The sequence below is a fragment of the Kitasatospora sp. NPDC059146 genome (assembly GCF_042786665.1).
Lineage (GTDB): Bacteria > Actinomycetota > Actinomycetes > Streptomycetales > Streptomycetaceae > Kitasatospora.
On the sequence record NZ_JBHZCY010000032.1, the window covers coordinates 1 to 14,257 of the forward strand.

A 14,257-nucleotide genomic window follows, 5' to 3' on the forward strand; every position below is an offset into this window, starting at 1 on the left:
TACACGTGTTGTTCCTACGGCGCGCCGACGGCCCCCCCCGCCCCAACTCCGCGCCGTACCGCGGAGTTCGGGCGCTTCGTCGTCGAGGGGTGCGGCGGCGGGCGAACCGCCGCTCCCGTCGAATTGAACGTGTTCAATATGCGCGCTACGCTCGGGGTGAAGATGAGGGGGAACTCATGAAGATCGTCATCCCCGGCGGCTGCGGCGCGCTCGGGACCCTGCTCGACCGCAGCCTGACGGCCGCCGGGCACCAGGTCACGGTGCTCACCCGCCGCCCCGCCGGGCCCCGGCAGGTCGGCTGGGACGGACGGACCCAGGGTGCCTGGGCAGCCGAGCTGGACGGCAGCGACGTGGTCGTCAACCTGGCCGGGCGCAGCGTCAACTGCCGCTACACGCAGGAGAACCAGCGGGCCATGATGGACTCCCGGGTGGACTCCGCCCGGGCCGTCGGCCGGGCGATCGCCGCCGCCCGCAGGCCGCCCGCCGTCTGGCTGCAGATGAGCACCGCCACCGTCTACGCCCACCGGCACGACGCGCCCAACGGCGAACTGGACGGCCGGATCGGCGGCACCGAGCCCGACGCCCCCGCCTCCTGGCGGTACAGCGTCGAGATCGCCCGGGCCTGGGAGGAGGCCCAGACCGACGCCGACACCCCGCACACCCGGCGCCTCGCGCTGCGTACCGCCGTCGTCCTCGGCCCCGAGCGCGGGGGCGCCTTCGACTCGCTGTCGTGGCTGGCCCGGCTCGGTGTCGGCGGGCCGATCGCGGGTGGCGCCCAGTACGTGTCGTGGATCCACGAGCAGGACTTCGTCCGTGCCGTCGAGTTCCTGATCGCCCGGCAGGAGCTCAGCGGCCCGGTCAACCTCGCCGCCCCGAACCCGATGCCCCAGCGCGAGTTCATGCGCGAGCTGCGCGCGGGCTGGGGCATGCCGCTGGCGCTCCCGGCGACCCGCTGGATGGCCGAACTCGGCGCCTTCGCACTGCGCTCGGAGAGCGAACTGCTGTTGAAGAGCCGCCGGGTGGTGCCCGCCCGACTGCTGGAGGCGGGCTTCGCCTTCGCCTACCCGGACTGGCCGGAGGCCGCCCGCAACCTGGTGCGGCGGCTGCGCGGACGGTGAGGCGGGCGGCGGCACGGACGGCGGCGCGGGCCCGGGGGAGGGCCGGGGCGTCACGGGGCTGTCACAGCTGCGCGCCGGAGCTTGCCCGGAGCGGGCCGGGACGGGACGGTGGTGGCGGCCACGGGGGGCGGGGCCACGGGGGAGGGGGCGCGGGATGCGCACGGTGCGGTTGTCGTCCATGCAGATGCGGAGCGAGCGTTCCGGTGTCGGCTTCACGCTGATGGTCGTCACGGGCGTCGCCCTGGCCGTCACGGGCGCGGTCGACGCCTTCGGGGCCTTCCTGGTCGCGGCCCTGGTCGCCGCGGCCGCGCTTTTCGCCACGCCGTACGCCTTCTGGCTGAGGGCCGACGAGCAGGGCGTCACCCTCGTCCGGTACCTGCTGCCGCGCCGCTTCGCCTGGGCGGAACTCCGCGGTCTGGCGATGGAGTTCGACGAGGACGAGGAGATCGGCAGGCGCTGCCTCACCCTGCGGCTGGGGCTCGCCGATCCGCCGGGCCGGTTCGCGGGACCGCTCCTCGGCAAGGTCCTGGTCACCCGGGAGGACGCCCCCTCGGGCGTTCCGCCGCGGGCCATGGCCGAGCTGTTCGCGGTCTTCGGGGAGCGCGGACTGCCTGTCGAGGAGGCGGGGTTCGCCAACGAGGTGCTCCGGGTGCGGGGCCTCCCGAAGCTGCCGCCGCTGCGGGTGTGGGCCGCGCCCGCGGAGGGGGCGCCCGGGGCGGAGCGGGCCTACGCCGACGCGCCGGGCATCGACCAGGAGGCGGACGCCCTGCCGCCCGAGGTCCGGCGGCCCCGGCAGCGTGGCCGGCGCGAGTACCTGCTGCGGCGCGCCGCGCTGGCCGACCGGGTCTTCCTGCGGGACGGGGACGGGCTGGCGCTGGCGATCGCCCTGCGGGCGGCGGAGGAGCTGGTGACGTACGACCAGGTCACGGTCGAGGGCGACCAGCGGCACTACGTGCGTGAGCAGTACCTGGGCTGGCGCACCCGCCGGCCGTAACGGAGCTCAGTCCCCGGCCGGGTCCCCGGTCCGGTCCTCGGCTGGGTCCGTGGCCAGCAGGTGGTCCAGCACCCGGCCGAACACCAGCCGCCCGGCGAGCGCCACCGCCGGGTCGAACAGCCGGGGCAGCCCGGTGATCCGCAGCTCCTCGGCCCACACCGCCTCGCTGCCCGCGCCCACCGCGCGGACCCGCAGTTCGGCGCCGCCGCGCACCACCCGGCCGCGCTTCGCGAGCCGGCACCGCTCGGGCGCGGCCAGCTCGACCAGCTCCATCGGGTCGTCGAGGCGCAGCGGCCCCAGGGTCGTCCGGGCCAGGACCACGTCCCCCACCTGCTGCCCGCCGCCCCGCACCACGCTCACCCGGGTGAACGGCACCCGGTCGCCGTGCCGGTGCCAGGCGGTCAGCCGGGCCCAGCACTCGGCGGGCGGCAGTGGGGAACGGCGGGTCAGGACGAATCGGGCCATGCGGCAGTGTAGGGCGGAAAGGCGCACGATCCGGCCGCCGACTCCCGGTCAAAGCTTGGCAAAGTCCAGCCCGTTCCCTGGATGTGCCATTGCACATGTCACATCATGCTCTCCATGAGAAAAGCCATCTCCCTGCTCTCGGCCGCCGCGGCCCTCGCCACCTTCGGCGGACTCGTCGGCCCCGCCTCCGCCGCCGAACCGGACGGCCCCGACCTGGTCGACACCGGTCAGGGCGCGCTCGCCTGGAGCTCCTGCAACGACCCGGCCACCCCGGCCCTCCAGTGCGCGATGCTGGAGGTGCCGGTGGACTACGCCGACCCGCACGGGCGCAGGATCAGGATCAAGCTCAACCGGCTGCCCGCCACCGCGCCCAAGGACAAGCAGCAGGGCCCGATCCTGCTCAACCCCGGCGGCCCCGGCGACTCCGGACTGTGGATGCCCGCCTACATCGCCGGGAAGATCCCGGCGGACGTCGCCGCCACCTACGACTGGATCGGCTTCGACCCGCGCGGCACCAACGGCAGCGACCCCCACGTCATCTGCGACGCCCACTACTTCGACGCCGAGCGCCCCGACTACCAGCTGGGCCAGGGCACTTCGAAGGCCTGGCTCAAGAAGGCGGCGGGCTACGCCGCCGACTGCGCGGCCGACTGGTCCTGGCTGCTGCCGCACATGACCACCGTCGACAACGCCCGCGACCTGGACAGCATCCGACGGGCCCTCGGCGCACCGAAGATCAACTACTACGGCGGCTCCTGGGGCACCTCGCTCGGCTCCACCTACGGCCAGCTGTTCCCCTCCCACGTGCGCCGGATGGTGCTGGACAGCATCGTCGGCCCGACCATCAGCTGGTACGACCACAACGTCCTCCAGGACGAGGAGCACCAGCGCCGCTTCGACGCCTTCACCGCCTGGGCCGCCAAGGCCGACTCGACCTACCACCTGGGCACCGACCCCGCCGCCGTGGCCCGGGCCTACCACCAGGTCGAGGACGCCCTGCGCAAGGACCCGGTCGACGCCGCCCCGGCACCCGGGAAGATCGGCCCCGCCGAGTTCGAGGACACCTTCTACGGCGGCGGCTACAACTTCCTGCGCTGGCCCCGGATGGCCACCGTGCTGTCCGGCTACCTCACCCAGCACGACACCCGGCCGCTGAACATCGCCTACAACAAGTACGCGGCCCCCGGCGCCGACGACGGCGCCTTCCCCGCCTACAACGCCGCCCAGTGCACCGAGAACGCCTGGCCCCGCGACTGGGAGTACTGGAAGAAGGACCAGGCGAAGGTCGACGCCCGCGCGCCCTTCTACGCCTACAACAACATGTGGTACAATGCCGCCTGCATGTTCTGGCCCTACCAGGGCAACCCGGCCGGCCGCTTGAAGATCACCGGCAAGGGCCTGCCCCCCGTCCTGCTCTTCCAGGCCACCGAGGACGCCGCCACCCCCTACCAGGGCGGCCTCGCCATGCACGACGCGCTGCCCGGCTCCAAGCTCGTCGTCCAGAACGGCGGCAGCTTCCACGAGATCCTCTTCCACGACAACGCCTGCCTGGACGACACCTTCACCGCCTACCTGCGCGACGGCAGCCTGCCCCAGGGCAAGGGGCGGATCGCCAGGACCTGCGCCCCCGAGGCCGACCCGGCCCCCGTGTACGTGACCCCGCCGCCCGCCACCGCGAAGGCCCTCACCACCGCACCGGCCGCCCCGCTCGCCCCCAGCGACCCCGAGGCCGTGCGCGGGGTGCTGCGCTAGGAATCCCCCGAAGGACCGACAGCACTGAGCGGCGCAGCCCCCCTTCACCGGGGGGCTGCGCCGCAGTGTTCGGCGCAAGGGTCAGTGGCCGCCCGCGCCGTCCAGGAGGCCTACTCGAACTCGGTACGGGCGATCAGGCCGTGCCAGGTGTCCCGTCCGACCACGCCGTCCACACCGTTGGCGTCGGAGAACTTCGTCTGGTAGGCCACCACCGCGTTGTACGTCTTGCCGCCGAAGGAGCCGTCCACGAAGTTGGGGACGTCCTGGCTCGGGACGACGCCCAGCTGGAGGAGATCGGACTGCAGCTCCTTGACGCAGACGCCGCTCGAGCCCATGCGGAGCGTCACGCTCGGGAGGTCCCAGCCCAGGTAGTGGTAGCTGCCGACCTGCTGCATGCAGGACTGCCAGTAGCCGTACTCCGCCTGGGCCGGCGTCGCGGTCAGTCCCGCGACGGCTGCCACCGCCGCGCCGAGCATCGCGGTGGTACGGACGGCGCGCTTGCCTACTGCCTTCATGAGTCTTTCCTTCAAGTGGTGGGTGGGCCGGGCGGTTCCCGCGCCGGCCGTCGGTGCTGCCCGGAACGGTCAGTTGTCGAACCGCTGGCACGCGTAGTTCGGGTTGTAGAGCTTCTCCCAGGTCTTGGGGCCGACGATGCCGTCCTCCGACAGCCCGTTGCAGTGCTGGACCCAGATCACGCCGGCGTAGGTCTCCTGGCCGTACTGGCCGTCCACCTGCACCGCGTGGTTCATCCCGAAGCCGCTCTCGAAGAGGATCAGGCACTGGGCCTGCTTGACCGCGTCGTTGTTCTGGTTCGGGGACACGTAGGGCCTGGCGCTGTCCGAGATGTAGCTGCAGTACACGTCCGCGGACGCCTGCGGGGCCAGGGCCACCATGCCTCCCAGGGCGATGGCAGCGGATGCGGTGAGGGCGGCCATCCGGCGCCGGAACTTGCTCATGACGAACTCCCTGGAAACAGCTGGCGTGCACGGAACTTCGGGCGGACTCGCGCGGCTCCCGACCGGCCGGAGGCGCCCCGACGGCGGCCCAGGTGCTGGGCCGCCGGGACCTGGGGTGGGATCACCAGGCGACGAAGCGCAGGGCGGGCCAGGTCTCGGGGCCGACGAAGCCGTCCTGGCTCAGGCTCTGCTTGCTCTGGACGTCACGAACGGCGTCCTGCGTCTTCGGCCCGTAGTAGCCGTCCACGACCAGGTTGTTGCCGATCGTGTTGAGCAGGCACTGCGCCTCGACCGTGGCCCAGCTGAAGGAGTTCGGGGACGGGGTCTCGGTGTAGCCGTTGTAGAAGCCGAAGTGCTTGTCCGACTCGGAGGACTTGTACGGCGCGCCGGCCTGCTCGTACTCACGGCCGGCGCAGCTGATCTGGGTCGACGCCGACGCGGTGCCGGCGGTGGCGATGCCACCCGTGGCGAGGAGCAGGGTCGCGGCCGCCGCGAGAGTGGCCTTCTTCATGATGTTCATCGCAGTCCTCCGTAGCCGGGCCGCCGGCCGCTGTCGCGCGGCTCGCCCCGTGATCCGTCGGTCCACCCCGGAGCCGACAGGGAGGACTCTGCACCAGGCGCGAGCCCGTTCGGCCCGCTGGGACGCTGACAGGGGACGCCGCTGCCCGTCCCAGGGCGCTGACCTGCGGATTGGGACACGGCGACCGGTCATCCGGGGACGGGGGAGGGACATGGAAGGGACGGCGCGAGGGGTCCGGGATCCGTGGCAACGCCCCGGTTCAACGGTGCCGGGGGCGAGGCCAGGTCAGGAACCGCCGCCGGAAGGACCGACGGCGCTGAGCGGCGCGGCCAGCGACTCCAGGCTGCGCCGCTCGGCCTTCACCCCGATGGCGGCCTCGACGAGGCCGGCGGCCGTCATCAGGGCGGCGCCGATGCAGAAGGCGAGCGTGGTGTCGGCGACCTTCCCGCTGCTGACCAGGCCGTTGAAGAGCAGCGGGCCGCTGATGCCGCCGACCGCCGTGCCGACGGCGTAGAAGAAGGCGATGGACATGGCCCGGGTCTCCAGCGGGAAGATCTCGCTGACCGTCAGATAGGCCGCGCTGGCCCCCGCCGAGGCGAGGAAGAGCACGGCCGTCCAGCAGGCCGTCATGGTGGCGGCGGAGAGCGAGCCCTGCTGGAAGAGCGCGGCGGTGCCGAACAGCAGGACGCCGGAGCCGAGGTAGGTACCGGCGATCATGGGCTTGCGGCCGACGGAGTCGAAGAGGTGGCCGAGCAGCAGCGGGCCGAGGAAGTTGCCGACCGCGATCACCGCGAAGTAGTAGCCGGTGTCGCCCTCCGGCACCGCGAAGTAGGTGGTCAGGATGGTGGCGTAACCGAAGGTCACCGCGTTGTAGAGGAAGGCCTGGCCGATGAAGAGCGCCAGCCCGAGGACGGTGCGGCGGGGGTAGCGGCGCACCACGGTGCGGGCGATGGCGACGAAGCCGAGCGGCTCCCGCTCGCGGATCAGGATCGGCTCCCCGGTGACCGCCGGCAGCGGCTGCCCGGTCTCCTCCTCGATGCTCCGCTCGGCCTCCGCGACGACCTGCTCGGCCTCCGGCGCCCGCCCGTGGGTGAACAGCCAGCGCGGGCTCTCCGGCACGTGCCGGCGCACCAGCAGGATCACCAGGCCCAGCACCACGCCGATGCCGAAGGCGAGCCGCCAGCCGAGGTCGGTGGCGAACAGCGAGGTGTTGAGCAGGGCGATGGAGGCGAAGGCGCCGAGCGCGGCGCCGATCCAGAAGCTGCCGTTGATGACCAGGTCGACCCGGCCGCGGACCCGGGCCGGGATCAGTTCGTCGATCGCCGAGTTGATGGCCGCGTACTCGCCGCCGATCCCGAAGCCGGTGAAGAAGCGGCAGAGGAAGAAGAACCAGGCCGTCCAGGAGAGCGAGGTGACGGCGGTGGCGGCCAGGTAGACGGCGAGGGTGAGCATGAACAGCTTCTTGCGGCCCAGCCGGTCGGTCAGCCAGCCGAAGAAGAGGGCGCCGGTGCAGGCGCCCGCCACGTAGACGGCGGCGGCGACGGTGGTCACCTGGGCGGTGGTGATGGCGATGCCGCTGCCGTCCTGGGCGAGTCGGCCGGCCATGTTGCCGACGATCGTCACCTCCAGGCCGTCCAGGATCCACACCGTGCCCAGGCCGATCACGATCCGCCAGTGCCAGCGGGACCACGGCAGCCGGTCCAGCCGGGCGGGTACGTCGGTGGCGATCACCCCCGCCGGGGGCTGCTGGTGCGCGGACGAGGTGGGGGTCGGCTTCGCCGGATCGGTCATGACGGTCCTCCTTCGTCGGCCGGACGACTGCTCACGGATGCCTGGTGCCCCGAGAACCGCCCCGGATGCCCGGTGCCCGGAGGAGAGCCGCCCCGGGCCGTCACGCTCGGTGAGTGGTCGCGACTACTCCGTCATGATGCCCCGGCGGCGGCCGGGCCGCCCGGTCAGGAGCCGTGCAGGTGGCGGGCTGGTCCGCCCCGGAGCCCCGGGCCTGTCAGTTGCACCGCCCGCTGCCGCTGTAGCAGGGGGTGTACCAGGTGGGCAGCGGGGTCGGCGGCGCGGGGTGACCGCGATCCCACGCGTGCTGCTGTTGCGCGGCGGACGTCGACAGCACCAGCGCGGCCAGCACCAGGACCGCCGCCGTCCAGCGCGCCCGCAGCAGGGCGGCGAGGGCCGCGAAGCCGAACGTGGCGCCCATCAGGTGCCAGGTGAAGCCGAGTTGGGCATCGGCCGTCCGGTCGGCCGTGCCGTCGGTGACCTGCCCGGCCCAGGCGTGCATGCCGAGGGAGAACAACCGGACCAGGTAGAAGACTCCGAGGGCGAGGAAGAGCAGCACGCCGATGGTGAGGTCGCGGCCGACCGGCGGTTGTTCCGGGCGGCGGAGGCGGCGGAGCCGGGCGATGACGGTGGTGGCTCGGTCGGTCGGAGGCATGCGGACAGCCTGCCCGAGGAGGGGCGGCGCGGAACTGAGTACGGGTACTCGGTTCCGTCGGGGAACGGCGGTGCCCTGCCGTGCCCCGGCCCGGGGGCCGAGGCCTGCTCGGACACCCGGTGCACCGCCCGGTGCGCCTGGGTGTGCGCCGGTGCGCCGGTCGGGTGCATGCGCTCAATTCAACTGGTGAGACACGGAGTTGGCGCTTTGCTGCGGCGTGGTGGAGCATGGGCGGGGCCCGGTCTGTTGTGGCGCGCTCGCGCCCGGCCGCGGCGGTACGCGAGCGGCGAGAGGAGGCGGGTCCCGTGGCTTCGGTGACGCGTCCGTTTCTGGTCCGGGGGAGGGCGGTTCCGCTGGCCAGGTACCTGGCGGAGGAGGAGATCGAGGGCCTGGTGGCCTGTTCCTGCATCGGCAACGAGGTCACCATCGACCTCGCGGACACCCGGATCCTGGTGAGCCTGGCCGATGTCGGCGCGGTGGTGGGCCTCACCTTCCACATGGTCCAGGATGGTCCGGCCAAGGCCCGCTCCTGGACGCGCAGGCTGCCCGGCGACACCGGGCCGAAGGAACTCGCGACCCGCATCGCCCGGGACGTACGGACCTTGGAGCGCGAACTGGCGCCGCTGCGCCGCCGACCCCCGGAGCGACCGGAGCGTCCGGAGCGCCGTGGGACGGCCGGTTGAACCGGTGCTGCCGGTGGCCCGGCTCCGGCCCCGCCCCTGGTCCCGCCCCCGGCCCGGGCGTTGGTCGGCTGCCGGGGTCGGGGGCGGGGGCGGCATCCTGACGGTCGACTACCTGGTCACCAGCCAGGACAGACTGCCGGTCAGCTCCTTCCGCAGGGCCGGGTCCGCGACGGCCGGGGTCGGGTCGGTCGCCACGGCGGTGAGCAGGTGCGGGCGTGAGCGCGGGCCGGTCAGGTGCAGTGCGTCGAGGTCGAGGGCGGTGCGTCCGCGCAGCCGGGGCTGTTCGCGTCCGTCGAGGTACCAGTGCAGCTGGGTGCCGGGGACGGGCAGGTCGACAGTCAGCCGGTCGGTGGCGGTGAGCCAACTGCCGGTGGGGGTCGGGCTGGTCAGCGGGGTGGCGTGGCGGTAGAAGCCGGCGATCATCGCCTCCCGTCCGGGCAGGTTGAACTCGCGGCCGAGCGAGCGCATGATCGAGTTCTCCGTCGGCCGGTAGAGTCCCGTCGGGTAGTAGCCGCCGCCCTCGAAGCTGCCGACCGTCCCGCCGTCGGGCGAGGCCTGGCCGAGCCAGCGGGCCCACTTGGTGCCCTGGTCGCGCATCCGGTCGGCGGTCAGGGTGCTGATGTTGGCCTCGGGCGGTTCCGCGCCCTGGTACGTCCCCTGGCCGTCGTAGGCGTACTCGTCGGCGAGCTTGCCCAGCGAGTGGCCGGTCTCGTGCACGGCGATCTGCCCGGACTTGGCGTTGCCGCCCGCGACGGTGGCGATGCCCTCGTAGCCGAGCGGGGACTTGATGTCGTTGTAGCCCGCGCCGCCGTACTTGGCGGTGTTGGCCACGACGATCACCAGGTCCGCCTGCGGGGCCTTGGCGGCGTAGCGGTCGACGGCCTTGTCGTCCACGCAGAGCAGCCGTTCCACGCCGTCGCACCAGAAGTAGGAGCCGAGCGCGGTGTGCCGGACGGTGGCCCGGTCGGGATCGCCGGTGACGCCGGACTCCGGTGAGACGGCGGACACGGCCCAGACGTTGAACAGTTGCCGGTAGGTGGCGTACGGCTCGACGGCGGTGATCTCGCGCCACTTCTCGGCGGCGTCGGTGCGGAACTTCTGCTGCTCCTGGGCGGTGTAGCCGTCGCCGACCACCACCACGTCCAGCTTGGTGGCCGGGTCGCCGTTGCGGACCAGGGCGGTGACCTCGCCGTCGCCGTCGGCGCCCGGGGCGGTGAGGCCGGCGGGCGGCGTGGCCAGGTAGGGGGAGGCGGCGGGTGCCGTGGCGTGGGCGATGGTCCCGTCCTCGTCGAAGGCCTCGACCTGGTGCGGGGGCCGGTCGGTGCCCGGTGCGGCGGCTGCGCCGGGCGCGGCGGGGGCGCCGGACGCGCCGGGTTCCGGCGCGCTCCAGGCGGGGGAGGCACCGAGGAGTGCGACGGCGAGGGCGGCGGTGAGCAGGGCGGGCGCGGTCCTGCTCCTTCTTCTTCTGGTCCTGATCGGCACGGAGTTCCTCCCGGTGGGCGGCGGGTGTGGGGAGGCTCCTTCCCTTGTTGAGGACCTGACAATCAGGAGAATTCGTTGAGGATGCCGCGGAAGAGCGCGGTCGCGGCGATCCAGCAGAGCACGGCGACGATCAGGGTGACGACCAGGGGCCACTGGAGGGTGAGCAGCGCGATGGAGCCGAGGAGCGTGGCGAGCACGTTCGCCACGACGGTGACGGCCAGGACGAACGGCACGACCCCGTCGTCCAGCGGCCACCCCTGGGTGAGCACCAGGGCCGTCCCGGCGGCGATCAGCAGGCTGAGCACGGCGGCGTCCGCCCACGGGTAGGTCTCCGTCTGCGAGCGGTGACCGTGGTAGCCGATCTCGATCACCTCGCCGTGCAGGACCGTCACGTCCACGGTGGTGCCGGCGGTGACGTCGTCGTAGAACGCCTTGCCGACGCCGTACTCGGCGGCCGGCGCCGTCTCGCGGGCCACCGTCAGCGTGTAGGGATCCGAGTCGGAGCCCGGATCCAGGTGCTTCCCGGTCACCCGGCCGCTCTCCCGCGTCGCGCAGTCGTCGGACGGCTGCGCGGGCGCGGTGCAGAGCGGGGTGTGGTGGTAGCGGCGCACGTCCTCGAAGTCGGCGGTGAACCGGACGAAGCCCGCGACGACGAGGGCGAGGCCGACCAGGGAGAGCACGATCCGGGCGACGGGCCGGAGCCTGTCGCCGAGGGACGGCGGCACCTTCCAGCCGTCCGGGTTCGGGCGCTCGTCCCGGACGGGGACGGCGTCCTCAGGCATCGCCGCCGTCCAGCGCCGGCACGGTGTACCCGTTCATCGCCACCCCCGTCGAGTCCTCCCCGGTCGCCCCGGCGTTCGCCGTCGACGCTCCCCCGGTCACAGCCCGGATCATGCCAGGGAACGGCGGAGTGCGCGAGGAATCTCCCCTGCCCGGACCGGACTTGTAGGCGGCGGTAGATTGGCGGGCATGACGCCGACGCCTGATGCGATGAGCCCGGTCTCCCGCACCGCCCTGCCCGTGGTGCTGGTGCGGGCCCACGAGAGCACCCGGCCCGAGCCGCTGTTCACCGACCCGTACGCGGCCCGGTTCGCCGAGGCGGCCGGGTTGCCCGCCGAACTCCCCGAGCGGGCGCGGCGCGAGGGCCTCGCCGCGGCGCTCGCCGTGCACATCGTGCTGCGGACCCGCTACTACGACGACCGGCTGCAGGCCGCCGGGGCCGAGCAGGTGGTGCTGCTGGCGGCCGGGCTGGACGCCCGGGCCTACCGGTTGGACTGGCCGGGCGGCACCCGGCTGTGGGAGCTGGACCTGCCGTCGGTGCTGGAGTTCAAGGAGCAGGTGCTCGACGCGGCCGACGCCGTGCCGACCTGCCGGCGCGAGGTGCTGCCGGGCGACCTCCTCGACCCGGGGTGGCCGCGCCGCCTGGTCGCGGCCGGCTTCGACCCGCAACTGCCCACCGCCTGGCTGGCCGAGGGCCTGCTGGTGTACCTGAGCCCCGAGCAGGCGGCGGGACTGCTCACGGCCGTCGGCTCGCTCTCCGCACCGGGCAGCCGGCTGCTGATGGAGCGCGGCCGGGACGTCTCCCGCAGCCCGGAGGATCCGGCGCTGGCCCACGTCACCGAGCTCTGGCAGGGCGGGCTCGGCCCCGACACCGACCAGTGGCTGAACGACCACGGCTGGCAGGCCCGGACCACCTCCCTCGCCGAGGTCGGGGAGGCCTACGGCCGTCCGCTGCCCGAGGGCGCCGGTCGGACCAGCGGCTTCATCGAGGCGGTCCGCACGGCCGGGGGCTGAACCGGGGCGTCCCGAGGGGGTGCCGTCGGCAGGGTCTCACCGGAGGGAGTGGCGGATCCGCAGGCGGCCCAGCCCCGTCCCCCCGGAGATCCGGATGACCGGACCGCCCGGGCGGACGGCCCGGCGGGGCCGGTAGCGCGGCTGCTTGAGGCCGGCGTGGAGGGCCGTGAGGTCGACCACCGCGTCCCGGGGCACGGTGATGCTCGCCCCGCCGGTGCCGAGCAGCAGTTGGATGTCGACCACCGGGTGCTCGATGACCGCCCGGGAGAGGTCCAGTCGCACCCGCCCGAGCGCCGAGGCCACGGTGAGGACGCGCGGGACGCGCCAGGCGCCGCGCCGCCGGATCCGGCCGCCGAGGGCGTCGCCCGTGAGGGTGGCCTCGGACCGGGTGGCCGGTCGGGCGAGGGGCTCCGGCAGTCCGTCGAGGGCCTCGGCGAGGCCGTCCGGTGTCGTCGCGGTGAGCGCCCGCTGCAGTCGCTGCTCCAGCTCCTCGAAGCCGAACTGCCCCTCCGCGTAGGCCTCCTGGAGCCGGCGGACCGCGGCCTCGCGGTCGGCCTCGCTGATCGTGGTCGGCCCGCTCGTGCCGGTCGCCATCACTCCACCCCTCGACTGAGTACGTTGTACGCGGTCATGGCGGCCACGCTAGATTACTGGGTACCGTGTACGCAAGAAGAGGGGCCGACGGTGACCGACGCCGAGTACGTGAACATCTGGATGCGGCCCGAGCGCCCCGCCCGCGGGCCGAAGCCCGCCTACAGTCGGGCGCAGATCACCGAGGCCGCCGTCCGGATCGCCGACGCCGAGGGCCTGGAGGCCGCCACCATGCGCCGGATCGCCGCCGAGATCGGCGCCGGCGCGATGTCGCTCTACCGGTACGTCCCCGGCCGCGACGAGCTGATCCAGCTGATGGCCGACCGGCTGATGGGGGAGATCGACGTCGAGGGCATGCCCTCCGGCGACTGGCGGGGCGACCTCACCCGCTACGCCCACGGCCTGCGCGTCATGTGGCTGCGCCACCCCTGGATCGCCACCGTGCACCGCGCGCTGCCCGGCTTCGGCCCCCGGCAACTGCGCCTGATCGAAGGGGTGATGGGCGTGCTGGACGCCCACGTCCCGATCGACGAGAACCTCGGCCTGATGGCCGTCCTCAACGGCTACGTGGAGGGGGCCGCCCGCGACGAGGTCAGCTGGACCGAGGAGGTCCGGCGCAGCGGCGTCAGCGAGGAGGAATGGCAGGCACGCAGCTACCCGTACGTCCGGCAGCTGCTGGAGAGCGGGCAGTACCCGATCTTCGGCCGGATCGCCCTGGAGGCGCGGGGGCCCCGGCTCGGCCGGGACGAGCAGTTCCGGATCGGGCTGGAGCGGGTCCTCGACTGCATCGCCGCGGCGCTCCCGCCGGAGGCGCGCGCGTAGCGCCGGGGCGCCGACCGGAGCGACCGCATCGCCGAACCCTTCTACACCGGCGACGCCGTCTTCCCCCACGGCTACACCTTCGGCGGCCACCCCGTCTCCGCCGCCGTCGCCCTCGCCAACCTCGACATCTTCGAACGCGAAGGCCTCAACCAGCACGTCCTCGCCAACGAGGGCAAATTCCTCAAGACCCTCGACAAGCTCCGCGACCTGCCCATCGTCGGCGACGTCCGCGGCAACGGCTACTTCTACGGCGTCGAACTCGTCACCGACAAGGCGAACAAGACCACCTTCACCGACGAGCAGTGCGAACGCGTCCTCTACGGCTACCTCTCCAAGGCCCTCTTCGACAACGGCCTCTACTGCCGCGCCGACGACCGCGGCGACCCGGTCGTCCAGTTCGTCCCGCCCCTGACCGCCGACCAGAACACCTTCGACGAGATCGAACAGATCATGCGCCACTGCCTCACCGAGGCCCACAACCGCATCTGACCGATCGACACCAGACCCCGGTGGCCCGCGAACTGCCCCCCGCGGCGCCACCGGTACGGGCCCTGCCTGCGGGAACAGGCAGGGCCCGCCTCGTGCCGCTGTGGGTGGCGGTGCGGGGCGGGCCCGTGGTGCGTGGGGTGTGCGGGGT

15 protein-coding genes and 1 pseudogene are annotated in these 14,257 nt (G+C 73.3%); 7 read left to right on the forward strand and 9 right to left on the reverse strand.

Features of this window, described 5'->3' with window-relative positions:
- Positions 1–176 precede the first annotated feature (176 nt).
- Both ACFXPX_RS16440 and ACFXPX_RS16445 read left to right on the forward strand, forming a co-directional pair.
- Positions 177–1,118, forward strand: coding sequence for a TIGR01777 family oxidoreductase (locus ACFXPX_RS16440; RefSeq protein WP_380641774.1), 942 nt, complete (start codon positions 177–179; stop codon positions 1,116–1,118).
- A 178-nt stretch (positions 1,119–1,296) separates the two neighbouring features.
- A complete protein-coding gene (locus ACFXPX_RS16445; RefSeq protein ID WP_380531578.1) occupies positions 1,297–2,112 on the forward strand; it encodes a hypothetical protein in 816 nt (271 codons plus the stop codon).
- Between the two features lie 6 nt (positions 2,113–2,118).
- Here the strand turns inward: ACFXPX_RS16445 and ACFXPX_RS16450 are convergent, their stop codons facing one another.
- Positions 2,119–2,577 carry an SRPBCC family protein gene (locus ACFXPX_RS16450; RefSeq protein ID WP_380641777.1) on the reverse strand — a complete coding sequence of 153 codons (459 nt, stop codon included), beginning with the start codon at positions 2,575–2,577 and terminating at the stop codon, positions 2,119–2,121.
- Between the two features lie 114 nt (positions 2,578–2,691).
- Here ACFXPX_RS16450 and ACFXPX_RS16455 point away from each other — a divergent pair, with 114 nt between their 5' ends.
- Positions 2,692–4,329: an alpha/beta hydrolase gene (locus ACFXPX_RS16455; RefSeq protein ID WP_380641780.1), complete on the forward strand. Its 1,638-nt coding sequence runs from the start codon at positions 2,692–2,694 to the stop codon at positions 4,327–4,329.
- Positions 4,330–4,439: 110 nt separating this feature from the next.
- Here the strand turns inward: ACFXPX_RS16455 and ACFXPX_RS16460 are convergent, their stop codons facing one another.
- From ACFXPX_RS16460 to ACFXPX_RS16480, 5 genes are all read right to left on the reverse strand, one after another.
- Entirely contained in the window at positions 4,440–4,844 is a 405-nt protein-coding gene (locus tag ACFXPX_RS16460) for a peptidoglycan-binding protein (RefSeq protein WP_380531586.1), read from the reverse strand.
- 69 nt (positions 4,845–4,913) lie between these two features.
- Positions 4,914–5,285 (reverse strand): peptidoglycan-binding protein, encoded by a 372-nt coding sequence (locus ACFXPX_RS16465; RefSeq protein ID WP_380641783.1) that lies wholly within the window; start codon positions 5,283–5,285, stop codon positions 4,914–4,916.
- Positions 5,286–5,406: 121 nt separating this feature from the next.
- Complete coding sequence (locus tag ACFXPX_RS16470; RefSeq protein ID WP_380531591.1) at positions 5,407–5,805, reverse strand: peptidoglycan-binding protein; 399 nt, start codon at positions 5,803–5,805, stop codon at positions 5,407–5,409.
- Between the two features lie 285 nt (positions 5,806–6,090).
- A complete protein-coding gene (locus ACFXPX_RS16475; protein WP_380531594.1) occupies positions 6,091–7,596 on the reverse strand; it encodes an MFS transporter in 1,506 nt (501 codons plus the stop codon).
- Between the two features lie 214 nt (positions 7,597–7,810).
- Positions 7,811–8,248 carry a DUF6234 family protein gene (locus ACFXPX_RS16480; protein ID WP_380594432.1) on the reverse strand — a complete coding sequence of 146 codons (438 nt, stop codon included), beginning with the start codon at positions 8,246–8,248 and terminating at the stop codon, positions 7,811–7,813.
- A 314-nt stretch (positions 8,249–8,562) separates the two neighbouring features.
- Between ACFXPX_RS16480 and ACFXPX_RS16485 the strand changes: the two genes are divergently transcribed.
- Entirely contained in the window at positions 8,563–8,931 is a 369-nt protein-coding gene (locus ACFXPX_RS16485; RefSeq protein ID WP_380531600.1) for a hypothetical protein, read from the forward strand.
- Positions 8,932–9,039: 108 nt separating this feature from the next.
- On the opposite strand, the gene ACFXPX_RS16490 is transcribed toward ACFXPX_RS16485, so the two are convergent.
- Together ACFXPX_RS16490 and ACFXPX_RS16495 are read right to left on the reverse strand one after the other, a co-directional pair.
- A complete protein-coding gene (locus ACFXPX_RS16490) occupies positions 9,040–10,413 on the reverse strand; it encodes a M64 family metallopeptidase (RefSeq protein ID WP_380594434.1) in 1,374 nt (457 codons plus the stop codon).
- 62 nt (positions 10,414–10,475) lie between these two features.
- Positions 10,476–11,195 (reverse strand): hypothetical protein, encoded by a 720-nt coding sequence (locus tag ACFXPX_RS16495; protein ID WP_380641786.1) that lies wholly within the window; start codon positions 11,193–11,195, stop codon positions 10,476–10,478.
- Between the two features lie 187 nt (positions 11,196–11,382).
- Between ACFXPX_RS16495 and ACFXPX_RS16500 the strand changes: the two genes are divergently transcribed.
- Positions 11,383–12,207, forward strand: coding sequence for an SAM-dependent methyltransferase (locus tag ACFXPX_RS16500; RefSeq protein ID WP_380594436.1), 825 nt, complete (start codon positions 11,383–11,385; stop codon positions 12,205–12,207).
- A 36-nt stretch (positions 12,208–12,243) separates the two neighbouring features.
- Here ACFXPX_RS16500 and ACFXPX_RS16505 read toward each other — a convergent pair whose 3' ends face one another.
- Entirely contained in the window at positions 12,244–12,801 is a 558-nt protein-coding gene (locus ACFXPX_RS16505) for a DUF1707 domain-containing protein (protein WP_380531612.1), read from the reverse strand.
- Between the two features lie 90 nt (positions 12,802–12,891).
- Between ACFXPX_RS16505 and ACFXPX_RS16510 the strand changes: the two genes are divergently transcribed.
- Entirely contained in the window at positions 12,892–13,620 is a 729-nt protein-coding gene (locus ACFXPX_RS16510; RefSeq protein WP_380641789.1) for a TetR/AcrR family transcriptional regulator, read from the forward strand.
- Between the two features lie 18 nt (positions 13,621–13,638).
- A pseudogene (locus ACFXPX_RS16515) lies at positions 13,639–14,109 on the forward strand (aminotransferase class III-fold pyridoxal phosphate-dependent enzyme); the annotation flags it as partial.
- Positions 14,110–14,257 lie beyond the last annotated feature (148 nt).

Excerpts from the sequence above, each read along its gene's own strand:
- ACFXPX_RS16440 (WP_380641774.1), top strand. The coding sequence starts at position 177 with ATGAAGATCGTCATCCCCGGCGGCTGCGGCGCGCTCGGGACCCTGCTC.
- ACFXPX_RS16445 (WP_380531578.1), top strand. The coding sequence starts at position 1,297 with ATGCAGATGCGGAGCGAGCGTTCCGGTGTCGGCTTCACGCTGATGGTC.
- ACFXPX_RS16450 (WP_380641777.1), bottom strand. The coding sequence starts at position 2,577 with ATGGCCCGATTCGTCCTGACCCGCCGTTCCCCACTGCCGCCCGCCGAG.
- ACFXPX_RS16455 (WP_380641780.1), top strand. The coding sequence starts at position 2,692 with ATGAGAAAAGCCATCTCCCTGCTCTCGGCCGCCGCGGCCCTCGCCACC.
- ACFXPX_RS16460 (WP_380531586.1), bottom strand. The coding sequence starts at position 4,844 with ATGAAGGCAGTAGGCAAGCGCGCCGTCCGTACCACCGCGATGCTCGGC.
- ACFXPX_RS16465 (WP_380641783.1), bottom strand. The coding sequence starts at position 5,285 with ATGAGCAAGTTCCGGCGCCGGATGGCCGCCCTCACCGCATCCGCTGCC.
- ACFXPX_RS16470 (WP_380531591.1), bottom strand. The coding sequence starts at position 5,805 with ATGAACATCATGAAGAAGGCCACTCTCGCGGCGGCCGCGACCCTGCTC.
- ACFXPX_RS16475 (WP_380531594.1), bottom strand. The coding sequence starts at position 7,596 with ATGACCGATCCGGCGAAGCCGACCCCCACCTCGTCCGCGCACCAGCAG.
- ACFXPX_RS16480 (WP_380594432.1), bottom strand. The coding sequence starts at position 8,248 with ATGCCTCCGACCGACCGAGCCACCACCGTCATCGCCCGGCTCCGCCGC.
- ACFXPX_RS16495 (WP_380641786.1), bottom strand. The coding sequence starts at position 11,195 with ATGCCTGAGGACGCCGTCCCCGTCCGGGACGAGCGCCCGAACCCGGAC.
- ACFXPX_RS16500 (WP_380594436.1), top strand. The coding sequence starts at position 11,383 with ATGACGCCGACGCCTGATGCGATGAGCCCGGTCTCCCGCACCGCCCTG.
- ACFXPX_RS16505 (WP_380531612.1), bottom strand. The coding sequence starts at position 12,801 with ATGGCGACCGGCACGAGCGGGCCGACCACGATCAGCGAGGCCGACCGC.